General features: G+C 73.3%; 20 protein-coding genes and 1 pseudogene. 1 reads left to right on the forward strand and 20 read right to left on the reverse strand.

The window, feature by feature from the left end:
- Positions 1-26 precede the first annotated feature (26 nt).
- The 6 genes from KIF24_RS18830 to pyrR are packed head-to-tail and all read right to left on the reverse strand — an operon-like array spanning position 27 to position 8381.
- Positions 27-1067 carry a quinone-dependent dihydroorotate dehydrogenase gene (locus KIF24_RS18830; protein WP_221085170.1) on the reverse strand — a complete coding sequence of 347 codons (1041 nt, stop codon included), beginning with the start codon at positions 1065-1067 and terminating at the stop codon, positions 27-29.
- A complete protein-coding gene (gene carB, locus KIF24_RS18835; RefSeq protein ID WP_221085171.1) occupies positions 1064-4420 on the reverse strand; it encodes a carbamoyl-phosphate synthase large subunit in 3357 nt (1118 codons plus the stop codon). The genes KIF24_RS18830 and carB overlap by 4 nt, the downstream gene beginning before the upstream one ends.
- A complete protein-coding gene (gene carA / locus KIF24_RS18840; RefSeq protein WP_221085172.1) occupies positions 4413-5600 on the reverse strand; it encodes a glutamine-hydrolyzing carbamoyl-phosphate synthase small subunit in 1188 nt (395 codons plus the stop codon). The genes carB and carA overlap by 8 nt, the downstream gene beginning before the upstream one ends.
- The gene (locus KIF24_RS18845; RefSeq protein ID WP_221085173.1) at positions 5600-6877 is read right to left on the reverse strand and encodes a dihydroorotase; all 1278 of its coding nucleotides are present in this window, start codon (positions 6875-6877) and stop codon (positions 5600-5602) included. The genes carA and KIF24_RS18845 overlap by 1 nt, the downstream gene beginning before the upstream one ends.
- Complete coding sequence (locus KIF24_RS18850; protein WP_221085174.1) at positions 6874-7800, reverse strand: aspartate carbamoyltransferase catalytic subunit; 927 nt, start codon at positions 7798-7800, stop codon at positions 6874-6876. The genes KIF24_RS18845 and KIF24_RS18850 overlap by 4 nt, the downstream gene beginning before the upstream one ends.
- Complete coding sequence (gene pyrR / locus KIF24_RS18855) at positions 7797-8381, reverse strand: bifunctional pyr operon transcriptional regulator/uracil phosphoribosyltransferase PyrR (protein ID WP_221085175.1); 585 nt, start codon at positions 8379-8381, stop codon at positions 7797-7799. Before pyrR ends, KIF24_RS18850 begins: the two co-directional genes overlap by 4 nt.
- A gap of 313 nt (positions 8382-8694) precedes the next feature.
- Between pyrR and bldD the strand changes: the two genes are divergently transcribed.
- The gene (bldD, locus tag KIF24_RS18860; protein ID WP_007458348.1) at positions 8695-9183 is read left to right on the forward strand and encodes a transcriptional regulator BldD; all 489 of its coding nucleotides are present in this window, start codon (positions 8695-8697) and stop codon (positions 9181-9183) included.
- 110 nt (positions 9184-9293) lie between these two features.
- On the opposite strand, the gene nusB is transcribed toward bldD, so the two are convergent.
- From nusB to KIF24_RS33150, 14 genes and pseudogenes are all read right to left on the reverse strand, one after another.
- The gene (nusB, locus tag KIF24_RS18865; protein WP_221087433.1) at positions 9294-9704 is read right to left on the reverse strand and encodes a transcription antitermination factor NusB; all 411 of its coding nucleotides are present in this window, start codon (positions 9702-9704) and stop codon (positions 9294-9296) included.
- Between the two features lie 23 nt (positions 9705-9727).
- Positions 9728-10285 carry an elongation factor P gene (efp, locus tag KIF24_RS18870; RefSeq protein WP_221085176.1) on the reverse strand — a complete coding sequence of 186 codons (558 nt, stop codon included), beginning with the start codon at positions 10283-10285 and terminating at the stop codon, positions 9728-9730.
- A 385-nt stretch (positions 10286-10670) separates the two neighbouring features.
- Positions 10671-11111 carry a type II 3-dehydroquinate dehydratase gene (gene aroQ, locus KIF24_RS18875; RefSeq protein ID WP_221085177.1) on the reverse strand — a complete coding sequence of 147 codons (441 nt, stop codon included), beginning with the start codon at positions 11109-11111 and terminating at the stop codon, positions 10671-10673.
- On the reverse strand, positions 11108-12181 hold the full coding sequence (gene aroB / locus KIF24_RS18880; protein WP_221085178.1) for a 3-dehydroquinate synthase: 1074 nt from the start codon (positions 12179-12181) through the stop codon (positions 11108-11110). Before aroB ends, aroQ begins: the two co-directional genes overlap by 4 nt.
- A gap of 43 nt (positions 12182-12224) precedes the next feature.
- Entirely contained in the window at positions 12225-12740 is a 516-nt protein-coding gene (locus KIF24_RS18885) for a shikimate kinase (RefSeq protein WP_221085179.1), read from the reverse strand.
- Positions 12737-13915: a chorismate synthase gene (aroC, locus tag KIF24_RS18890; RefSeq protein ID WP_221085180.1), complete on the reverse strand. Its 1179-nt coding sequence runs from the start codon at positions 13913-13915 to the stop codon at positions 12737-12739. Before aroC ends, KIF24_RS18885 begins: the two co-directional genes overlap by 4 nt.
- Before the next feature lie 33 nt (positions 13916-13948).
- A complete protein-coding gene (locus tag KIF24_RS18895; protein ID WP_269440751.1) occupies positions 13949-14917 on the reverse strand; it encodes a glycosyltransferase family 2 protein in 969 nt (322 codons plus the stop codon).
- The gene (locus tag KIF24_RS18900; RefSeq protein ID WP_331461194.1) at positions 14866-15480 is read right to left on the reverse strand and encodes a glycosyltransferase; all 615 of its coding nucleotides are present in this window, start codon (positions 15478-15480) and stop codon (positions 14866-14868) included. The genes KIF24_RS18895 and KIF24_RS18900 overlap by 52 nt, the downstream gene beginning before the upstream one ends.
- Positions 15477-15938, reverse strand: a complete 462-nt coding sequence (locus tag KIF24_RS18905) for a glycosyltransferase family protein (RefSeq protein WP_221087435.1) — start codon at positions 15936-15938, stop codon at positions 15477-15479. Before KIF24_RS18905 ends, KIF24_RS18900 begins: the two co-directional genes overlap by 4 nt.
- A 225-nt stretch (positions 15939-16163) precedes the next feature.
- Positions 16164-17422, reverse strand: a pseudogene (locus KIF24_RS18910) (hypothetical protein).
- Complete coding sequence (locus KIF24_RS18915) at positions 17419-18321, reverse strand: sulfotransferase domain-containing protein (RefSeq protein ID WP_221085182.1); 903 nt, start codon at positions 18319-18321, stop codon at positions 17419-17421. Before KIF24_RS18915 ends, KIF24_RS18910 begins: the two are co-directional and overlap by 4 nt.
- 7 nt (positions 18322-18328) lie before the next feature.
- Positions 18329-19852 (reverse strand): lipopolysaccharide biosynthesis protein, encoded by a 1524-nt coding sequence (locus tag KIF24_RS18920; protein WP_221085183.1) that lies wholly within the window; start codon positions 19850-19852, stop codon positions 18329-18331.
- Between the two features lie 82 nt (positions 19853-19934).
- Positions 19935-21167: an O-antigen ligase family protein gene (locus KIF24_RS18925; RefSeq protein ID WP_230416630.1), complete on the reverse strand. Its 1233-nt coding sequence runs from the start codon at positions 21165-21167 to the stop codon at positions 19935-19937.
- A 116-nt stretch (positions 21168-21283) separates the two neighbouring features.
- Positions 21284-21529: a P-loop NTPase family protein gene (locus KIF24_RS33150; RefSeq protein WP_230415738.1), complete on the reverse strand. Its 246-nt coding sequence runs from the start codon at positions 21527-21529 to the stop codon at positions 21284-21286.
- Positions 21530-21533: the final 4 nt, after the last annotated feature.

Here is a 21533-nt window from a genome sequence, read left to right on the forward strand (position 1 = left end):
GCGGCCCGCTCCGCCGCCGCACCCGGTCACGCTCCCGTCGCGCTGGGCGCCGGTGCCACCGCCGCGGCGCGGGCGACCGCGCGGGGCAGCGCCGGGCCGTGGTAGATGAAGCCGCTGTAGAGCTGCACCAGGCTGGCGCCGGCGTCGAACATCCGGGTGGCGTCGTCGGGGTCGACGATGCCGCCCACGCCCATGATCGGCAGCCGTCCGCCCGTCTCGGCGTGGACGAAGGCGACCACCTGCCGGGCCCGGTCCGCCAGCGGCCGGCCGGACAGGCCACCGGCCTCGCCGGAGCGTGCCCGGTCGGCCGGGGCCAGCCCGTCCCGGCCCAGCGTGGTGTTCGTGGCGATCACCCCGGCGGCACCCCGGGCCAGGCACACCTCCAGCAGCTCCGCGATGGCCGGTTCGCCCAGGTCGGGGGCGATCTTCACCAGCACCGGCCGCTCACCCACCAGCGCCGCCAGCAACGCGTCCAGGTGGGCGCGGTCCTGCAACGCCCGCAGCCCCGGCGTGTTCGGCGAGGAGACGTTGACGGCGAAGTAGTCGCCGTGCCCGCGCAACGCGCGGTACGACGTCCGGTAGTCCTCCACCGCGTCGTCCAGCGCGGTCACCTTGGACTTACCCAGCGAGATGCCCAGCGGTACGCCGATCGGGCGGGGCAGCGCCGCGAGCCGGGCCGCGAGTGCCTCCGCCCCGGCGTTGTTGAAGCCCATCCGGTTGATCACGGCCTCGCTGTCGGGCAGCCGGAACAGCCGTGGCCGGGGGTTGCCCGGCTGCGGGTGCGCCGTCACCGTGCCGACCTCGACGAAACCGAACCCCAACGCCGGCCACGCCGGCAGCGCCACGCCGTCCTTGTCCATCCCGGCGGCCAGACCGACCGGGTTGGGGAACCGCACCCCGAACACCGTGCGGGGCGCCGGCACCGCGTACCGGGCGCGCAGCGCCGCCAGCGCGACCGGCATCCGGGCCAGCGCGGCCAGCCGCCGCAGGGTGGACTCGTGCGCCGCCTCCGCGTCGCCGCCGCCGATCCGGAACAGCCCGCGCCGCACGGTCCGCTCGAAGATCACCGTTGCGCCCGCAGGGTGGCGTGCAGATCCTGGAGCGGGCGCACCTGCATGTCACCCCGGATGCGGGCCTCGATGCCCATGACCGCGGCGGCGGCCCCCGGCACCGTGGTGATGCACGGGATGTCCGCGGTGACCGCGGCGCTGCGGATCTCGTAGCCGTCGGAGCGGGCACCGGCGCCGGAACCCTGCGGCGTATTGATCACCAGGGCGACCCGGCCACCGAGGATCAACGACACCGCGTCGTCGTCGGAGCCCGCCTCGTAGTGCTTGGGGGCCTGCTCGCAGGCGATGCCGTGCCGGCGCAGCACCTCGGCGGTGCCGCTGGTCGCGACGATCTCGAAGCCCAGGTCGGCCAGCCGCTTGATCGGGAAGATCATTCCGCGCTTGTCCCGGTTGGCCACCGAGACGAAGATCCTGCCCTCGGTCGGCAGCGACCCGTACGCCGCCGACTGCGATTTGGCGAAGGCGTGCCCGAAGGAGGTGTCGATCCCCATCACCTCACCGGTCGACTTCATCTCCGGGCCGAGCAGCGAGTCCACGCCCTTGCCGGCGGGCGTGCGGAACCGCTTGAACGGCAGCACCGCCTCCTTGACCGCGATCGGGGCGTCCGGCGGCAGCGCGCCACCGTCTCCGGTCGCCGGCAGCAGGCCCTCGGCGCGCAGTTCCGCGATGCTCGCGCCGAGCGCGATCCGGGCCGCAGCCTTGGCCAACGGCACCGCCGTGGCCTTCGAGACGAACGGCACCGTACGCGAGGCACGCGGGTTGGCCTCCAGTACGTACAGCGCGTCGTCCTTCAACGCGTACTGCACGTTCAGCAGGCCGCGTACGCCGATGCCCCGCGCGATCGCCTCGGTGTACCGGCGGACCTGGGTGACGTGCGAGCTGGCGAGAGTGATCGGCGGCAGGGCGCAGGACGAGTCGCCGGAGTGGATGCCCGCCTCCTCGATGTGCTCCATCACCCCGCCGAGGTAGACCTCGCCGTCGGCGTCGCAGAGCGCGTCCACGTCGATCTCGATGGCGTCGTCGAGGAACCGGTCCACCAGCACCGGATGATCCGGGGAGATGTCGGTGGCCCGGCCGATGTAGTCACGCAGCGTGGCATCGTCGTAGACGATCTCCATCCCCCGCCCACCCAACACGTACGACGGGCGGACCAGCACCGGGTAGCCGATCTCGTCGGCGATCTCCTTCGCCTCCTGGTAGGAGGTGGCGGTGCCGTGCGCCGGGGCGCGCAGACCGGCCCGGGCCAGCAGCGACCCGAAGGCGCCCCGCTCCTCGGCCAGGTGGATCGACTCCGGGGAGGTGCCGACCACCGGCACGCCCGCGTCCTTGAGCCGCTGGGCCAGCCCGAGCGGGGTCTGCCCGCCGAGCTGCACGATCACCCCGACCACACCCGGCCCGCCGGCCGCCCGGCCGGAGGAGTCCTCGGCGTGCCAGACCTCGATCACGTCCTCGAAGGTCAGCGGCTCGAAGTAGAGCCGGTCGGCGGTGTCGTAGTCGGTGGAGACGGTCTCCGGGTTGCAGTTGACCATGACCGTCTCGAAGCCGCCCTCCGGCGCGCTCCGCAGCGCCTGCACCGCGTGCACGCAGGAGTAGTCGAACTCGATGCCCTGCCCGATCCGGTTCGGCCCGGAGCCGAGGATCAGCACCTTCGGCCGCACCGACCCGACCACCTCGGTCTCCGCGTCGTACGAGGAGTAGTGGTACGGGGTGGTGGCCTCGAACTCGGCGGCGCAGGTGTCCACCGTCTTGTAGATCGGCCGGATGTCGAGCCGGTGCCGCAGCGTACGCACGCCGTCCTCGGCGGCCAGTTCCGGGCGCAACGCGGCCAGTTGCCGGTCGGACAGGCCGGCCCGCTTCGCCCGGCGCAGCAGTGCCGCGTCCAGCACCGGCGCGGCCACGATCTCGGCGCGCAGTTCGACGAGCCCGGCGATCTGGTCCAGGAACCACGGGTCGATCCCGCCGGACGCCGTCGCCACCTCGCCGATCGAGGCACCCAGCCGCAGCGCTCGCTCGACGGTGTAGAGCCGCCCGTCGTGCGGCGTACCCAGCGCGGCGAGAGTGTTCTCCTTCGTCGCCCCCGACGGATCCGGCACGGTCCAGAAGCCGGCTGATCTGGTTTCCATCGAGCGCATCGCCTTGTTCAACGCCTCGGTGAAGTTGCGCCCGAGGCTCATCGCCTCGCCGACGGACTTCATCGTGGTGGTCAGCTCCGGGTCCGCGCCGGGGAACTTCTCGAAGGCGAACCGGGGGATCTTGACCACCACGTAGTCCAGCGTCGGCTCGAACGCGGCCGGCGTCTTGCGGGTGATGTCGTTGGGAATCTCGTCGAGGGTGTAGCCGATGGCCAGCTTCGCGGCGATCTTCGCGATCGGGAAGCCGGTCGCCTTCGACGCCAGCGCCGAGGAGCGGGAGACCCGCGGGTTCATCTCGATGACGACGATGCGGCCGTCGGCCGGGTTCACCGCGAACTGGATGTTGCAGCCGCCGGTGTCCACCCCCACCTCGCGCAACACCGCGATGCCCAGATCACGCAGGCGCTGGTACTCCCGGTCGGTCAACGTCATGGCCGGCGCCACGGTCACGCTGTCGCCGGTGTGCACGCCCATCGGGTCGAGGTTCTCGATCGAGCAGACCACCACCACGTTGTCGTGGTGGTCCCGCATCAGTTCGAGCTCGTACTCCTTCCAACCGAGCACGCTCTCCTCGATCAGCACCTCGTGCACCGGGCTCGCGGCCAGGCCGGCCCCGGCGATGCGCTCCAGGTCGGCGTCGCTGTGCGCCATCCCCGAACCGAGGCCACCCATGGTGAACGACGGCCGGATCACCACCGGCAGGCCCAGCTCGGTGACCGTCTCGCGGACCTCGTCCATGGAGTGGCAGACCCGGGAGCGTGGCACCAGCCCCGACGGGTTCGCCACGCCGATCCGGACGCCCGCCTTCGCCACGATCTCCTTGAACAGCTGCCGGTCCTCGCCGCGACGGATCGCGTCGATGTCCGCGCCGATCATCTCCACGCCGTACTTCTCCAGCACCCCGGCCTCGTGTAGCGCGACGGCGGTGTTCAGGGCCGTCTGACCGCCGAGGGTGGGCAGCACCGCGTCGGGCCGTTCCCTGGCGATGACCAGCTCGACGAACTCCGGGGTGATCGGCTCGACGTAGGTGGCGTCGGCGAACTCCGGGTCGGTCATGATGGTCGCCGGGTTGGAGTTGACCAGGCTGACCCGGATCCCCTCGCTGCGCAGCACCCGGCACGCCTGGGTGCCGGAGTAGTCGAACTCGCAGGCCTGCCCGATGACGATCGGCCCCGAGCCGATCACCAGGATGTGCTTCAGATCGGTCCGTCTAGGCATTCGTGCGCCCCTCGCTGTGGGTCCGGCCCTCGATCAGCTCGGCGAAGCGGTCGAAGAGGTAGTCCGCGTCGTGCGGCCCGGCCGCCGCCTCCGGGTGGTACTGGACGGTGAAGGCGGGCACGTCGCGCGCCCGCAGCCCCTCGACCACGTTGTCGTTGAGGCAGACGTGCGAGACCTGGACGCCACCGAACTCGGTCTCGATCACCCGGTCGGGCACGACCAGGCCGGGCCCATCGGCCGCGCCGGGCTCCTGTTCGCCGCCCGGCCAGGCGACGGCGAAGCCGTGGTTGTGGCTGGTCACCTCCACCTTGCCGGTGGCCCGGTCGAGGACCGGCTGGTTGATGCCCCGGTGGCCGTAGCCGAGCTTGTACGTGCCGAAGCCGAGCGCCCGGCCGAGAATCTGGCTGCCGAAGCAGATGCCGAACAGCGGCACCTGGCGGCGCAGCACCTCCCGGGCCAGCGCGACCGGGGCGGCGGCGGTGGCCGGGTCGCCCGGCCCCGGCGAGAAGAACACCGCGTCGGCGCCGGTGGCCAGCAGCTGCTCGATGGTCGAGTCGGCCGGCAGCACGTGGGTGGTCACGCCGCGGGCGGCGAGTCGGCGCGGCACGTTGCGCTTGATCCCCAGATCCAGCGCGGCGACCGTGAACCGGCGCTCGCCCTCGGCGGGGACCACGTACGGCTCCGCGGTGGTCACCTCGGCGGAGAGGTCCGCGCCCAGCATCTGCGGCGCCTGGCGGACCCGGGCCAGCAGCGCCCGCTGGTCGTCGTCGACGCTGGAGATGCCGACCCGCATCGCGCCGCGTTCACGCAGGTGGCGGGTCAACGCCCGGGTGTCCACCCCGCTGATGCCGACCACGCCCTCGGTGGCGAGCCGGTCCTCCAGCCCGCCGGTGGCCCGCCAGTTCGAGCTGACCCGGGCCGGGTCGCGCACCACGTAGCCGGCCACCCAGATCCGCCGCGACTCGTCGTCGGCGGTGTTCACGCCGGTGTTGCCGATGTGCGGGGCGGTCTGCACCACCACCTGGCGGTGGTACGACGGGTCGGTCAGCGTCTCCTGGTAACCGGTCATGCCGGTGTTGAAGACCGCCTCGCCGAAGGTCTCCCCGACGCTGCCGTACGCCTCGCCGTGGAACGTGCGCCCGTCCTCCAGGACCAGGATCGCCCCTGCGCGCCTCGTCATTATTTGACAGCCTTTCCGTCCAGGACCGTCGCCGCGCCACGCAGGAAGGTCGCCACGATGCGACCCGGCAGCGTCATCCGGGCGTACGGGGTGTTGCGGCTGCGGCTGGCCAACTCCGCCGGCTCGATCGTGCGGCGGGCCGCCGGGTCGACCAGGGTGAGGTTGGCCGGTGCCCCGGCAGCCGGATCGTGGCCGTGTTCGGTCAGCCCGGCGATCCGGGCCGGGGTGCGCGACATCCGCTCGGCGATCAGATCCCACTCGGGGCCGAGCACGTCCAGCGCGATCGACAGCGCCGTCTCCAACCCGAGCATGCCCGGCCGGGCGTACGCCCACTCGCACTCCTTGTCCTCCACCGCGTGCGGGGCGTGATCGGTGGCAATGACGTCGATCACCCCGTCGACCAGCGCGGTGCGCAGGGCGGCGAGATCGGTGGCGGTGCGCAGCGGCGGGTTGACCTTGTACACCGGGTCGTAGGTCTCGGCGCGGGCGTCGGTGAGCAGCAGATGGTGCGGGGTCACCTCGGCGGTGACGCGCACGCCCCGGGCCTTGGCCTGGCGCAGCACCTCGACGCTGCCGGCGGTGGAGACGTGGCAGACGTGCAGCCGGCTGCCCACGTGCTCGGCCAGCAGCACGTCCCGGGCGATGATCGCCTCCTCGGCCACCGCCGGCCAGCCGGTCAGGCCCAGCCGGGTGGAGACCTCGCCCTCGTGCATCTGCGCGCCCTCGGTGAGTCGGGGCTCCTCGGCGTGCTGGGCGATGATCCCGCCGAACGCCTTCACGTACTCCAGCGCCCGGCGCATCAGCCGTGGGTCGGCGACGCAGTGCCCGTCGTCGGAGAAGATCCGCACCCGGGCCGCGGAGTCGGCCATCGCGCCCAACTCGGCGAGGTGCTCGCCGGCCAGGGCGACGGTGACCGCGCCGATCGGCTGCACGTCGACCAGCCCGGCCTCCCGGCCGAGCCGCCAGACCTGCTCGACCACGCCGGCGGTGTCGGCCACCGGCGAGGTGTTCGCCATCGCGCAGACCGCGGTGTAGCCGCCCAGCGCCGCCGCCCGGGAACCGGTCTCGACGGTCTCGGCGTCCTCCCGGCCGGGCTCGCGCAGGTGGGTGTGCAGGTCGACCAGGCCGGGCAGGGCTACCAGGCCGTCGGCGTCGACCACGCTCGCGTCCGGCGCGGTTAGCCCCGGGCCGGTCTCGGCGACGACGCCGTCGCGGATCAGCAGGTCGGTCGGCGCGGCGCCGAGCACGCTGACGTTCCTGATCAGGTACGAGTTCACCGGTTGTTCCCCCCGAGCAGCAGGTAGAGGACGGCCATCCGGACGGATACCCCGTTGGTGACCTGTTCGACGATGGTGGAGCGGGGCGAGTCGGCGACCTCCGGCGTGATCTCCATGCCCCGGTTCATCGGGCCGGGGTGCATGACGATCGCGTGCTCCGGAAGCCGGCGCATCCGCGGGCCGTCGAGCCCGTAGCGGCGGGCGTACTCGCGGGCCGACGGGAAGTACGAGTCGTTCATCCGCTCCCGCTGCACCCGCAGCATCATCACCACGTCCGAGGACGGCAGCACCGTGTCGAGGTCGTAGCAGACGCCGGTGTCCGGCGCGAGGGCGGCGGCGATGTCGACGGGAATGAGGGTGGGCGGCCCGACCAGGGTGACCTTGGCACCGAGGGTGGACAGCAGCAGCACGTTGGAACGGGCCACCCGGGAGTGCAGCACGTCGCCGACCACCGTCACCGACAGGCCGGCCAGCCGGCCCAGCCGGGAACGCATGGTGTACGCGTCGAGCAGCGCCTGGGTGGGGTGCTCGTGGGTGCCGTCGCCGGCGTTGACCACCGACCCGTCGACCCAGTCGGCGAGCCGGTGCGGTGCGCCGGAGGCGGGGTGCCGCACGACCACCGCGTCGGCCCCCATCGCCTGCAGGGTCAGCGCGGTGTCCTTCAGGCTCTCACCCTTGGTGACGCTGGATCCCTTCGCCGAAAAGTTGATCACATCGGCACTGAGCCGCTTGGCCGCCGCCTCGAACGAGATCCGGGTGCGGGTGGAGTCCTCGTAGAACAGGTTGACCACGGTCCGGCCCCGCAACGCGGGCAGCTTCTTGACCTCGCGGCCGGCCACCGCGGCCATCTCGGCGGCGGTGTCCAGGATCTGGATGGCGGTGTCGGCGTCGAGGTCGGCGCCGGAGAGCAGGTGTCTGATCACGCGGGATCCTCCCCGTAGAGCCGGACCTCGTCCGCGCCGTCGGTCTCGGCCAGCGTCACCTTCACGCTCTCGGCGAGCGCGGTCGGGATGTTCTTGCCGACGTAGTCGGCGCGGATCGGCAACTGCCGGTGGCCGCGGTCGACCAGCACGGCGAGTTGCACCGACGCCGGTCGCCCGAGGTCGCCGAGCGCGTCGAGGGCCGCCCGGACCGTACGGCCGGAGAAGAGCACGTCGTCGACGAGGATCACCCGCATGCCGTCGATGCCGTCGGCGGGCAGCTGGGTGGGCCCGACCGCCCGGGTGGCGTTGCGACGCAGGTCGTCGCGGTAGAGGGTGATGTCGAGCACGCCGACCGGCACGGAGATTCCCTCGAAGGCGGTGATCCGGGTGGCGAGCCGGCGGGCCAGGGGCGCGCCACGGGTGGGGATGCCGAGCAGCACGGTGTCCGCCGCGCCCTGGGTCTTCTCGAGGATCTGATGGGCGATCCGGTCGACGACGCGTTGCAGGTCGGCGCTGGTCAGGATCACCTTCACCGAGGGTTGTCGCGGGGGCGACGACCGGGCAGCCGGTGGGTAGGCCACGGCGGACCTCCTTCCCCGCCTCACGGGACGGGTCGTTAAAGGATGTCGGATCCTCCGGGCCGGCGCAGCCGTCCGGCGGAGGGGCTGCGGCCACGTTACCAGTGGTCGAGGCGCCGACAGCGCTCGGGCACAGGTGTCCCGGGCCACGCCGGGCCGTCATCACCGCGGATCGGTTCAGCCGACGAAAGGGGACAACTCACCCGGGGTGCCCAACGGGAGGGTAACGGCCACTTGACCAGGTTTACGAATCCCCGTACCGTCACGCTCCGTAGCGATCGCTGGGAGAACCCCGAGCAGCACTGGGAGTGTCCGAATGCCCTCTGAATACGCCAAGTCTCTGGGCGCCCGTCTGCGCTCCATCCGCCAGCAGCAGGGCCTGTCCCTGCAGGGGGTGGAGGAGAAGTCGAACGGGCGCTGGAAGGCGGTGGTGGTCGGCTCGTACGAGCGCGGCGACCGGGCCGTCACGGTGTCCCGCCTGGCCGAGTTGGCCGAGTTCTACCGCGTTCCGGTCTCGGAACTGCTGCCCGACGGCAGCGGGGTGCGGCACGAACCCACCAGCAAGATCGTTCTGGATCTGGAGCGGCTCTACGACGAGGCCAGCGAGGACCTCGCCTACGTCGCCCGGTATGCGCGCGCCATCCAGCAGCAGCGCGGTGACTACAACGGCCGGGTGCTGTCGATCCGCGCCGACGACCTGCGCGCCCTCGCCATCGTCTACGACGCCTCGCCGTCCGGCCTGATCGAGCGACTGACCGAGCACGGCGTGCTGGTCGCCGACCCCCGGGCGTTCTTCGCCTCCTGAGTGCCGATCACGAAAAGGGGCCCGTGCCGGACGGCACGGGCCCCTTTTCGTCGTGCCGGTCGCCGCAGCCGAGCGGTGGGACCCGCCGGGTGTGCGGGTGCCGGCGCGGCTCAGCGGGTGGCGTACTCGGCGATCCGGCCGAGCAGACCGTTGAGGAAGCGGGGCGAGTCGTCGGTCGACATCTGCCGGGCCAGCTCGACGGCCTCGCTGATCGCCACCGCGTCGTCGATCTCGTCGACGTACAGCAACTCGTAGACCGCGATCCGGGCCAGGTTGCGGTCGACCACCGGCATCCGGTCCAGCGTCCAGCCCTCGGCGTAGCTGGAGATCAGCTCGTCGATCCGGTCCAGGTGCCCGGCCACGCCCTCGACCAGACCGATCGCGTACCCCAGGTGGTCGGGGCGCGGCTTCTCGATCCGCTCGACGTAGCCGGCGAGCACCTCGACCGGCGGACGATCACGCAGGTCGGCCTCGAAGAGCACGTCCAACGCCCGCTTGCGCGCCTTGCGACGCGCCGGCATCTGCTGCTTCGGACCCTCGGCCATCAGGCGCGGCCGAGGTAACGGCCGTCGCGGGTGTCGACCTTGATCTTCTCGCCGGTGGTGATGAAGAGCGGGACCTGCACGGTAGCGCCGGTCTCGACGGTCGCCGGCTTGTTGCCACCGGTGGAGCGGTCGCCCTGCAGGCCCGGCTCGGTGTAGGTGATCTCCAACACGACGGAGGTCGGCAACTCGACGTAGAGCGGCACCCCCTCGTGGGTGGCCACGGTCGCCTCGGCCTCGGGCAACAGGTAGTTGGCCGCCTCACCGACCGTCCCACCCGGCACCATGATCTGGTCGAACGTCTCCATGTCCATGAAGACGTAGTCCTCGCCGTCGGCGTAGAGGTACTGCATGGTGCGCTTGTCCACGGTGGCGGTCTCGACCTTGGTGCCCGCGTTGAAGGTCTTGTCGACCACCTTGCCGGAGAGCACGTTCTTCAGCGTGGTGCGCACGAACGCACCACCCTTACCGGGCTTGACGTGCTGGAACTCGACGACGGACCAGAGCTCCCCGTCTAGGTTGAGTACCAGGCCGTTCTTCAGGTCGTTGGTGGTGGCCATTTCCTGCCTTGATCATCAATTGGCGGACAGACCTGGCAAGTCTACTCGTCGCCGCGCAACCCGCCGCCGGCCGTCGACCGAAGGCCGGAACAACCCGAATCGTCACGGTCGGTGCCGCCCGGCCTGTCGCCCACCTCACCCCCCGGCTCCTTTGCTCTGCTTCAACCTACGCAACGGTCACCGTCCGTGCCGGCCGCGCCCGCAGGTCCGGGCGGACGGCAGCACTGCGACGCAGCTCAGCAGCTATTGCGTGGAGTGAAGCAGAGCAAAGGACGCGCAGGGGGGTGGGTGACAGCGACGGCAGCGCGTCACGGACGGTGGCCGTCGCGAAGGGTAATCCCGGGGCAGGCTCGGGGCTCGAAGGTCCGGCCGGGAGCGGGCGGGCTCAGCCGGTCTCGCCCCGGCGGGCGGCCAGGTGGTGCAGGGCGAGGCGGTAGCCGTCGACGCCGAGCCCGCAGATCACCCCGGTGGCCACCGCCGACACGACCGAGTGGTGCCGGAACTCCTCCCGGGCGTGGATATTGGAGATGTGCACCTCCACCAACGGCCCGCGCAGCAGGGCGCAGGCGTCCCGGACGGCGATCGAGTAGTGCGACCACGCGGCCGGGTTGAGCACCACGGCGGCACCCTCGTCCGCCGCGGCGTGCAGCCAGCCGAGCAACTCGTGCTCGGCGTCGGTCTGCCGGACGGTCACGCTCAGACCGAGGTCACGCCCGGTCGACTCGCAGAGTTCGACCAGGTCGGCGTAGCTGGTCACGCCGTACACGTCGACCTGGCGGGTGCCCAGCCTGCCCAGATTCGGCCCATTGAGCACGTAGACCCTCACGAGGACACCGCGCCGTACGCGGCGTGCAGCAGGTCGTCGTCGGGGCCGTCCAGGATCGCCGGCCGGGCCAGCCCGTCGAGCACCACGAAACGCAGCCGGCTGCCCCGGGCCTTCTTGTCGACCCGCATCGTCGCCAGCAGTCGCGGCCACTCCTCGGCCCGGTAGCCGGTGGGCAGCCCGAGCGCGCTCACCACGTCGCGGTGCCGGCGCGCGGTGGCCGCGTCCAGGCGGCCGGCGAGGCGGGCCAGTTCGGCGGCGTACACCAGACCGACGGAGACCGCATGACCGTGCCGCCAGCGATATCCCTCGGCCTTCTCGATCGCGTGGGCCAGGGTGTGCCCGTAGTTCAGCACCTCCCGAACGCCCGATTCGCGCAGGTCACCGGCGACCACGTCGGCCTTGACCCGGATGGCCCGCTCGATCAGTTCCCGGGCCACCGGCCCGGCCGGGTCGGTCGCGGCGGCCGGATCCCGCTCGACCAGGTCGAGGATGGCCGGATCGGCGATGAAGCCGCACTTGACGACCTCGGCCAGGCCGGCGGCCAGGTCGGCGGTGGGCAGGCTGTCCAGCGTGGTGAGGTCGGCCAGCACCCCGACCGGCGGGTGGAAGGCACCGACGAGATTCTTGCCGGCCGCCGTGTTGATCCCGGTCTTGCCGCCCACCGCCGCGTCGACCATGCCGAGCAGCGACGTGGCCACCGGGACCCAGCGCACCCCGCGCAGCCAGCAGGCCGCCACGAAGCCGGCCAGGTCGGTGACCGCCCCGCCGCCCAACCCGATCACCGCGTCGGTCCGGGTGAACCCCGCGTCGCCGAGCCGGTCCCAGCACTGCGCCGCGACCTCGACGTGCTTGCCGGCCTCCGCGTCGGGCACCTCGATCGGCAGCGGCGCCACGCCGGCCGCGGCCAGCCCGGCGCCGATCACCTCGGCCAGGTCCTTCAGCGGGGCGTGCAGCACCGCCACCCGGGTGGCGTCGGGCAGCAGCCCGGGCAGCGCACCGAGCAGGCCGCGCCCGACCAGCACGTCGTACGGCCGCTCGCCGCCGACCGGAATCCGGGTCACCTCGTCCATCGCCCGGCAGCCTAGCCCACCGGCGGGCACCGGGGGTCCCCGCTCAGCGCTTGAGCAGGGCGACGATCTCGGCGACGATCTCCTCCGGCGGACGCCCGTCGGTGGACACCGTCGCGGTGGCCACCTCGGCGTAGAGCGGGCGACGCTGGTCCATCAGATGTTTGAGGGTGGCCCGGGGATTGATCGCCAGCAGCGGACGGCCGGCGCCGAGTCCGACCCGCTTGATGGCGTCGGGCAGTTCCACCGAGAGGTGCACCACCCGGTGACCGATCAGCGCGGCCCGGTTCTCCTCGGCCAGGATCGCGCCGCCACCGAGGGCGAGCACCCCGGAGCAGGAAGCCAGCGCCGCGGCCAGCGCCGCCCGTTCGAGGGTACGGAAGTGGTCCTCCCCCTCGTCGACGAAGATCTCCGGGATCGGCTTGCCGGCGAGGCGCTCGATGTCGGCGTCGGTGTCGCGGAACTCCACGCCGAGCGCGGCGGCCAGCGCCTGCCCGACCGTGGTCTTGCCCGAGCCGGGCGCGCCGACCAGCACGCAGGCCGGACGGGTCGCACCGGTCACCGGATCACCAGCGCGTCGAGGTAGCCGGTCAGGTTGCGGCGCATCTCGGCGACCGAGTCGCCGCCGAACTTCTCCACCGCCGCCTCGGCGAGCACCAGCGCGACCATCGCCTCGGCGACCACGGCGGCGGCGGGCACCGCGCAGACGTCGGAACGCTGGTTGATCGCGGTGGCCGGTTCGCCGGTGGTGACATCGACCGTGGCCAGGGCGCGGTTGAGCGAGGAGATCGGCTTCATCGCGGCCTTCACCCGCAGCGGTTCGCCGGTGGTGATGCCGCCTTCCAGGCCGCCGGCCCGGTCGGTGACCCGACGTACGCCGGTGGCGGTGGGAATGATCTCGTCGTGCGCCTCGGAACCCCGGGACCGGGCCTGCTGCCAACCGTCGCCGATCTCCACGCCCTTGATCGCCTGGATCGACATCAGCGCGGTCGCCAGCCGGGCGTCGAGCTTGCGATCCCACTGCACGTGGCTGCCCAGGCCGGGCGGAACGCCGTAGGCCAGCACCTCGACCACGCCGCCGAGGGTGTCGGCGGCCCTCTTCGCGGCGTCCACCTCGGCGACCATCCGGGCGCTGGCCTCGGGGTCGAGGCAGCGCAGCGGGTCGGCGTCGATGCGTTCGGCGTCCTCCGGGCGGGGCCGCAGCCCCGGCTTGACGGCGACCGGACCCAGCTCGACCACGTGCGAGACGATCTCGAGGTCGAGTGCCTGCCGCAGCAGCGCCTTGGCCACCGTGCCGACCGCGACCCGGGCCGCGGTCTCCCGGGCGCTGGCCCGCTCCAGGATCGGCCGGGCGTCGGTGTGGCCGTACTTCTGCATGCCGGCCAGGTCGGCGTGGCCGGGGCGGGGTCGGGTGAGCGGGGCGTTGCGCGCCTGACTGGCCAACTCGTCGGCGTCGACCGGGTCGGCGGCCATCACGGTGCGCCACTTCGGCCACTCGGAGTTGCCCACCCGGACGGCGAACGGGCTGCCCAGCGTCACGCCGTGCCGCAGGCCGCCGATGACCTCGATCTCGTCCCGCTCGAAGGCCATCCGCGCCCCCCGGCCGTAGCCGAGCCGGCGGCGGGCGAGTTCGTCGCCGATCTGGGTGGGGGTCACCTCGACACCGGCCGGCACCCCCTCCAGCAATGCGACGAGGGCGGGCCCGTGCGATTCCCCTGCGGTCAACCAGCGCAACACAGCGGTCAGTCTGTCACGCCGGGTGCCCGGCTCTCAGATGCCCCTCCCCCGCCGGTGCAGGGTGCGCAGCACCGTGTCGGCGCGGACCATCCGCCCGGCCACCGCCAGCGCCAGGTACGCCCGGGGCTCGCGCGGGTTACCGCGGATGGTCCGCCGGGCCCAGCGCAGCGCACCCCGGGAATCGCCCGAGGCGGCGTGGGCGAAGGCGATCTGCCCGGTGACCCGCGCCTGCCCCGCCGGCTGGCTGGCGAACTCGGGATAGCGGTCCAGCAGCCACTGCAACGCGGTGGCGATGGTGTCCCACCGCTGGGCGAAGTACGAGCGCCGGTGCCAGCGCACCAGCACGTACGGGGCGGGCAGGTTGACCAGCGGCGCGCTGCGGGCGGCCCGGAGCAGGAACTCGTAGTCCTCGGCGTAGCTGCCCGGGATCTCCTCGTCGACGAGCCCGAACCCGTCGCGCAGTGCCGACGCCCGGATGAGGAAGGTCGACGGGTGCAGCTCGGTCATCCGGTCGCGCAGCAGGTCGGCCAGGCTGATCGAGTCGAGGGCCAGCACCCGCTCCACGGTGTGCCCGTCGTAGCTGACCCGGATGCCGCAACTGACGAACTGGGCGCCGGGCGTGGCGGCCAGCGCGTCGGCCTGGGCCCGCAGCTTGCCGGGCAGCCACTCGTCGTCGTCGTCGCAGAAGGCGACCAGTTCGCCGGTGGCGGCCAGGATGCCCGAGTTGCGCGCGCCGGCCAGGCCGGGAGTGCGGGTGTTGGTCACCACCCGCACCGGCCGGCCCGGTCCGGACAACTCGGTCAGCGACGGCTCCGGCGCTGACTGGTCGTACACCACGACCACCTCCACCGGGCCGGGATGGTCCTGGCCGACGATGGCCCGTACCGCGGCCCGCAGCAGCTCGGGGCGGTTCCGGGTGGGCACGACGGCGCTCACGCTCGGGTATCGGGTCACCGGTTCCGCCTTCCGTCCGGGCCGGGTCCGCGCCACGGCCGCCACCAGGGTTGGTGGGGCCGCTGCGCGGCGGCGGCCACCAGGTCCTCGACGATCACTCCCACCCGCCGCACCGCGGCCCGCCGCCCGTCGGCCGCGTCGGCGTCCACGGTCACGGTGAAGCGCGAGCGGTCGCACAGCCCGGCGGCGAGCGCGTCGAGCAACTCCCGCCGGGATTCGCAGAGCGCGACCAGGCCGGCCGCGCCGAGCCTGCGGGCGAACAGCAGTTGGTGGTCGTCCACGTGCTCGCCGCGGGCCGGGTCACGGGGCACCACGATCGGCAGGTGCCCGTGCCGGCGAGCCTCCAGGATGGTGGCCGGCCCGCCGTGGCAGACCACCAGGTCGGCGGCGGCCATGGCCGCCTGCAACTCGGCGTGGCCGAGGAACGGCGCCGCATCGGGCAGGCCGGCGGCGCGGGTGTGTCCGTGCTGCACGGTCAGCACGACCGCGTCGGCGACCTCGCCGTGCCACTCCCGCAGCCAGTCGACCAGCCGGTCGAAGGGATGCTTGTCCGTGCCGACGGCGACCAGCAGCCGGATCCGCCCGGGGTCGGGCGACACGTCGCCGCTCACAACAGCGTCCCCACGACGGTGGCCTCAGGGTACTGGCGGCGCTGCTCCTCCCACTGCACGAGCATCGCCGACAGGAACGGGCGGCACAGCCGGGCGGTCAGCGTCGGTGTGTCGATCCGGTCGTAGACCTCGATGTAGACGGTCGGGACACGCCGCAGCCGGGCGAACACGACGAACGGCACCGCCACGCCCGCGCCGGTGGTGACCACCGCGGCGACCCGCCGCCGCCGTAGCACCCGGGCGGCCAGGACCGTGTTGCGCAGCAGGTTGCCCAGATGGCGGGTGGTCGGGTGGTGCGCCGGAACCACGTCCTCACCGGCGAGCAGCGACAGGGCCTCGGGCGTGTCGAAGGTGACCCAGCACCGTCGCCAGGTCTCGTACCAGGGTTGCAGGGCCAGCAACTGGGCCAGGTGCCCGCCGCTGGACCCGACCAGCAGCAACAGCGGCCGGTCTTCCATCGTGGTGTCCACGCGACTCCCCACAAGTCCGCTTGGAGTTTCGCTCAGCGCCACGCAACAGCAGACCCCCGGCGTTCGAGCCGGTGCAGGATCCTCACCAGCTGATGGCTCGATCCGCCCTGTGATGGCATGAGCACGTCGAACGGCCGCCGTCCAGTTATGGCCGTCTTCCTACGGGATTCCTTCCTAACCGGTCAGTGTCGACGGTGGACCGGGGCAAACCGGTCAACCCCCAGCTCGTTTCTCGATCGTGTCCAGCAGCGCCGGATGCAGCGCCGCGTTCCAGCCGGCGCCGGCGCCGGCCAGGCGCCAGGTTCGCAGCCACATCTCCAGCAGATAGGCATCGGCCACCAGCCGTCGACGGCGGGCGTCCAGCCCCAACCGGTCGCCGTGCCGGTCCAGCCACCGGCCGGCCTCGTCGGCCGCCGACCCGGCCGGCGCCCCCGCAGCACGAGAGCGCGCTGGAAGGCGTCGTGGGCGAGGTCGAACCCGACGGGCACGTCCGGGCCGCTGTGCTCCCAGTCCCAGGCGACGATCTCACCGGCGTGCCGGCCCAGGTTCCACGGCACCCAGTCGCCGTGCCAGTAGCCGAACTCGACGGTGACCTCGCCGTGCCGGCGGGCCAGCGCGGCGACGGCCGCCACGGCCCGAGCGCCGGCCGGGTCCGCGGCGGCGGCCAGCTGTGCCTGCGCCGCCAGCCGGGCCAGGAACGGCGAGCCGGCCAGTGGCCGGGGCCCGGCCGGCGGGCGACCCCGGCGGGCCACCGCGAGCAGCGTCGGGAGGTCGGGCGCACCGGTGGCCGGCGCGCCGCGGACCCGCGCCGGCAGCGGTTGCACGACCGCGACCGCCTGGCCCGCCCAGGTGAGTTCGGCGAGCAGCCGGGGCGTGACGGGATGCCCCGCCCGTCCGGCCAGCTCGGCCAGCTCGCGCAGCGCCGCCGCCTCGGCGGTGACCAGCGCCCGCGTCGCGTCGTTCCAGCCCACCTTCGCGTACGCCCGGGGCGTGCCGGTGTGGTCGAACAGTTGCAGCGTGGGCTTGTGGTTCGGGTCCGGCGGGCGCACCCCGAAGGCCGCCTGCAATGGCGCGCCGAGCAGGCCGGCGACCCGGTCGGCGAGCAGCACCTGCGCCGGGTCCAGCCCGGCGGGCACGGCCACCGCCAACACCGGAAACGGTGCCCGGTCGACCACGCCGGCCCGGGCCGCCACGCCCAGTAGCGCCCGCACGGCCCGCACCCTCGCCGGACGCAGCGCGTTGTACGCCAGCAGCGCCGCCGCCGCGACCCGGGGAGCGCCCAGCGGCAACAGGAACCGCGCCCGGGTGACCGACGGCACGACCGCGTAGCGGGCCACGACGGTGTGCCCGGCCGGCGGGCCGACGTCCACGGTCAGCGCGACCCGCTCGTCGGGGAAGACCGCCCGGGTGACCCACCCCAACCCGTCGCCGCGGCGGCGAGGGTCGGCCGCCGCCGCGGTCGCCGCGGTCACGCGACCCGGTCCGGCCAGTCGAGCCGCAAGCCCAGCCGCTGCCGCAACGCCTCGTTGTGCGGGCGGTAGTACTCGGTCAGCTCGGCACGCAGCGCCGGCTCCAGCGGCGCCGAACGCCGGTCGTTGTAAATCTTGAAGTCCGGCGGGTCGACGGGGGGCAGGCCGAGGAAGTCCAGGGTGCGCCGGTAGGTCGCCCGCGCGTCACGGTAGAGCTCCTCGCTGGGCAGGAAGAGGATCCGCTCCCGGTCGAAGCGCTCCAGCCACGGTTGCAGGTGCTCCAGGTACCGGCCCCGGGCCCGGTAGGTGTACCAGTCGTAGCGCTCGCTGAAGTGGTCCGCTCCGGCGATCAACCGCTCCCGTTCGCCCGCCGTCCGCTGCGGCTCGGCGGCCAGCGCGGCGGGGAAGTCCAGCGGCTCCACGCCGTTGGTCCGCCGCTCCTTCCAGTGCGAGTACGCCCGCTCCACCGGATCGCGCAGCAGCACGATCAGCCGCACCGCGGGCATCAGCGCGGCGACCCGCCCGGCGGCCAGCGGATGGAACATGTACAGCGGGGCGGCCTCACCGACCCGGACCGGGCCGCCGTGGCGGCGCTCCAGCGCCTCCCGCTGCCGCACGGTGGGGAAGTGCGAGCGGTACCACGCCTCCCCGCGACCCCAGTGCTCCTCGAAGTAGTGCGAGGACTTCGTGTTCCAGGCCGGGAAGAGTCGGGGTACCAGCGGGTGCCGGATGAGATAGTTCCACAGCGAGGTGGTGCCGCCCCGTTTCGTGCCGATGATGAGGAAGTCCGGCAGCGGCCGGCGGTGACTGGTGCGTACCCCGTAGTCGACGAGGCTCTCCCGCACCCGGTTCGTCACCTGGGGCGGCACCAGTTGCTTCATCCGGTCCCGGATGGACGACAAGACGATCTCACCTGCCCTTCGACGGCCGTGGTGCTTCGCCGACCGGCGACCCGCCACGGATCTGCGCCACGGTCACCCGGATGCCATGCCGTACCCGGGACAACGTCGACAGACCGACGCAGATGGCGGCCAGCGAGACCACCGCCAGCGCCAGCCCGGAAGTGCCGCGTCCGGCCACCGCCAGACCGGCCACCGCGGCCAGGCCGACCCCACCCACGGTGACCGCGGCGGCGACCAGCAGCCGGGCGTCGACCAGGGGCTCACCGACCACCAGCCGGGCGCAGGTGACCGCCGTGAGGTTCTCGGTGACGATGCCGGCGGCCCAGGCCACCGCCGCGCCGGTCGCGCCGTGCCCGGGGACCAGCACCAGCCCGAGGCCGACGGTGACCAGCAGCCCGGCCAGCGCCGCGACCAGGTGCAGGCCGCTGCGCCCGCCCATCAACAGCAGGCTCTGCACGTTGCCGACGCCGGTGTTGACCAGCATGGCCAGCGCCAGCACGGTCAGCGCGGCGGCGCCGGTGGTGAAGTCCGGGCCGAACAACGCCAGGAAGGCCGGCGCGAAGACGGCGAGCAGCAGGTACACCGGCCAGGAGAGCACCAGTCCCCAGGTGGTCAGCTGCCGGTGCACGGCCGCGGCGGCTGCCCGCTCACCGCGGCCCAGCAGCCGCGACAGCTGCGGGGAGACCGCCACCCGCAGCCCCTGCATCGCCAGTTGACCGGCGAGGACGTAGCGGCCCACCGCGGCGAGGATGCCGGCCTCGGCCGGGCCGGCCAGTGCCGAGGTCAGCAGCACGCCGATCCACACGCTGCCGGCGTCGATCGCCGCGGACGCGGCGCGGGGCAACGCGAAACGCCAGAACGTGGACCAGTCCGCGGGCTCCGGCCGCAGCGCGGCGCCGGCACCCACGCCCAGCGGCCCGGCGACCAGGACCAGACACACCAGCAGGGCCACCGCGGCGGGCACCAGCCAGCCGGTCATGCCGGCCAGCAGTCCGCCGCCGGTGAGCACGGCCGCACCGACCAGCAGCGGCCGGGCCACCGGCAGCAGGAGGAACTGCACCGCGACGTAGGCGCGCACCGGGCGTACGCAGCGCACGACGGCCAGCAGCAGGTTCATCGCGACCACCACCGGCACCGCCACGAAGGTCACGACCAGCAGCGGGCCACCCGCCGGACCCAGCAGGCGGCCGGCGGCTGGCCCGGCGACCAGTGCCCCGCCGGCCGCCACCAGCGTGGCGACCAGCAGCGGCGGGACCAGGGCGACCGCCAGCACCCGGACGGCGCCACCGGTCGCGCCCGCCCGGCGCCGGGGCAGCGCCCACATCAGCCCGGTCTCCGCGCCGAGGGTGCAGACCGCGGCGGCGACGGTCACCACGCCGATCGCGGCGAAGAACGCGCCGGATCCGGTGGTGCCGTGGCCGCGGGTGATGACGACCGCGAGCACGAAGCCGAACAGTCCGCTGATCGCCGCGCCGAGCAGCCCGGCGGCGCCGCCGCGGGCGCTGCGCCGGGCCTCGGCCGCGCCGTCCACCGTGACGGGGCCGGCCGCCGCCGCGCCGCCGGCACTCGGTGCCGCACCGGGACGGTCCCCGCCGACGGGTTGGTGGTCGCCGTCATACCGGCCCCACCGCCGCCGGTGGCCGCCGGCCGGGCGAGGCGCGTCGCTCCCGCTCGGCGAGCGCCATCGCGAAGGCGACCGCGAAGAAGGCGACCGCGAGATTCTGGTTGGCCATCCCGTAGAAGGGCACCTGTACCAGGCAGATCACCGGGACGACGGAGAGCCACTGCCCGGCGGCCGAGGTGGCTCGGGCGCAACTCAGCGCGGCGGCGACGAACCAGGCCAGGAAGCACAGCAGCGCCGGCACACCGTGGCTGAACAGCACCATCCAGAGCTGCCCCTGGGTGCCGATCGGCGCGTCGGCGGAGACGGTGTCCACGTCCACCGGCGCCCCGTAGCCGAGCCACGGCGAGTCCCCCACCCGGCGCAGCACCTCGACATAGAGGGAGAGGCGATCGGAGTTGGTGTCGCTGGACTGGACCCGGTTGCCGATCAGCTCGGCGACCGGGATGACCAGCGTGGCGGCACCGACCAGCACCACCACCCCGACGATGGAGGCGGCCACCCGGGTGTTGCCGCGCAGCGCCGCCCGTACCCCGAGCACGGCCAGGCCGACGCCGAGGCTGAGGAACATCGCCCGGTTGAGCGTGAGGAACGCCGGAACCAGCGACGGCGGCAGCGACACCAGCAGCGCCCACCGCACCGGGCCGCGGCGACGCAGCATCGTGTACGCGACCACACACGGCAGCGTCAGCGCGTACGCGCTGCCGTAGGTGTTGGTGTACGCGTAGGGCGCCGCCGGCCGGTAGATCGGGTCGAGCGACCGGACGCTGTACTCCGCGGTGCCGAGGTGGACCATGTCGTTGATGAACGGGACGCGGGCCACGCCACCGGGCAGCAGCATCTCGACCGGGGTGGTCAACTCGAAGCGTGGCGTCAGCACACCCAGCCAACCAAGGACGACCAGCCCGCACCAGAACGCGCAGAGCGGCACCAGGACGGCGGCCTGGTCGGGGCGTTCCCGGGCGGCGGTGTAGACGTAGACCGCGACGACCAACGCGGTGAGGTAGAAGGCCAACCGCAACGCGAAGGTCAGCAGCGAGACCGGTGACTGGAGCCGGGTCGCGCTGGCCAGCACGATGGCCAGGAACAGCAACCAGATCCCCACCGCGGGCGGCAGCGGCAGCCGGCCCCGGGTCGCCAGCAACGTGAACAGCAGGGCACCCAGCAGCGGCCAGCCGAGGTAGAAGCCGCCCGCCAGCCACCACAGCGGCACCAGGCCGAACATCGCCGCCAGCGGCCACAGCGGCAGGCGCGGTGGAGCGGGCGGCACGGGTCGCGCGGCGGGGGCCGACGGCCGGGACGGCTCGGTGGTCGCCGGGGCACGGGTGATCGGCACGGCGCTCAGCCCCGCCCGCTGCGACACAGCACGAACCCCAGCGGGTTCACCCCGGCCGCCCGCAGCCGCCCGACGAGCCGGCGCAGGTCGGCCTGGCGGGTGCGGTCGCGTTCCACCACGACCACGGCGGTGCCCTGCCGGGCCACCGCCACCCCCCGCTCGTCGGCCTCGGTCGGCGGCGCGTTGTACAGCACGAGCCGATGGTCGGCACCCTGTCGCCAGGTGCCGAACCGGACGCTGCCGGCGCCCACCACC

It is taken from the genome of Micromonospora tarapacensis (assembly GCF_019697375.1).
Taxonomy (GTDB): domain Bacteria; phylum Actinomycetota; class Actinomycetes; order Mycobacteriales; family Micromonosporaceae; genus Micromonospora; species Micromonospora tarapacensis.

Bases quoted from the DNA above. Each gene is read 5' to 3' on its own strand.
- carB (WP_221085171.1), bottom strand. From the start codon at position 4,420: ATGCCTAGACGGACCGATCTGAAGCACATCCTGGTGATCGGCTCGGGG.
- carA (WP_221085172.1), bottom strand. From the start codon at position 5,600: ATGACGAGGCGCGCAGGGGCGATCCTGGTCCTGGAGGACGGGCGCACG.
- bldD (WP_007458348.1), top strand. From the start codon at position 8,695: ATGCCCTCTGAATACGCCAAGTCTCTGGGCGCCCGTCTGCGCTCCATC.
- nusB (WP_221087433.1), bottom strand. From the start codon at position 9,704: ATGCCGGCGCGTCGCAAGGCGCGCAAGCGGGCGTTGGACGTGCTCTTC.
- efp (WP_221085176.1), bottom strand. From the start codon at position 10,285: ATGGCCACCACCAACGACCTGAAGAACGGCCTGGTACTCAACCTAGAC.
- aroB (WP_221085178.1), bottom strand. From the start codon at position 12,181: ATGGACGAGGTGACCCGGATTCCGGTCGGCGGCGAGCGGCCGTACGAC.
- KIF24_RS18905 (WP_221087435.1), bottom strand. From the start codon at position 15,938: ATGGAAGACCGGCCGCTGTTGCTGCTGGTCGGGTCCAGCGGCGGGCAC.
- KIF24_RS18925 (WP_230416630.1), bottom strand. From the start codon at position 21,167: ATGTTCGGCCTGGTGCCGCTGTGGTGGCTGGCGGGCGGCTTCTACCTC.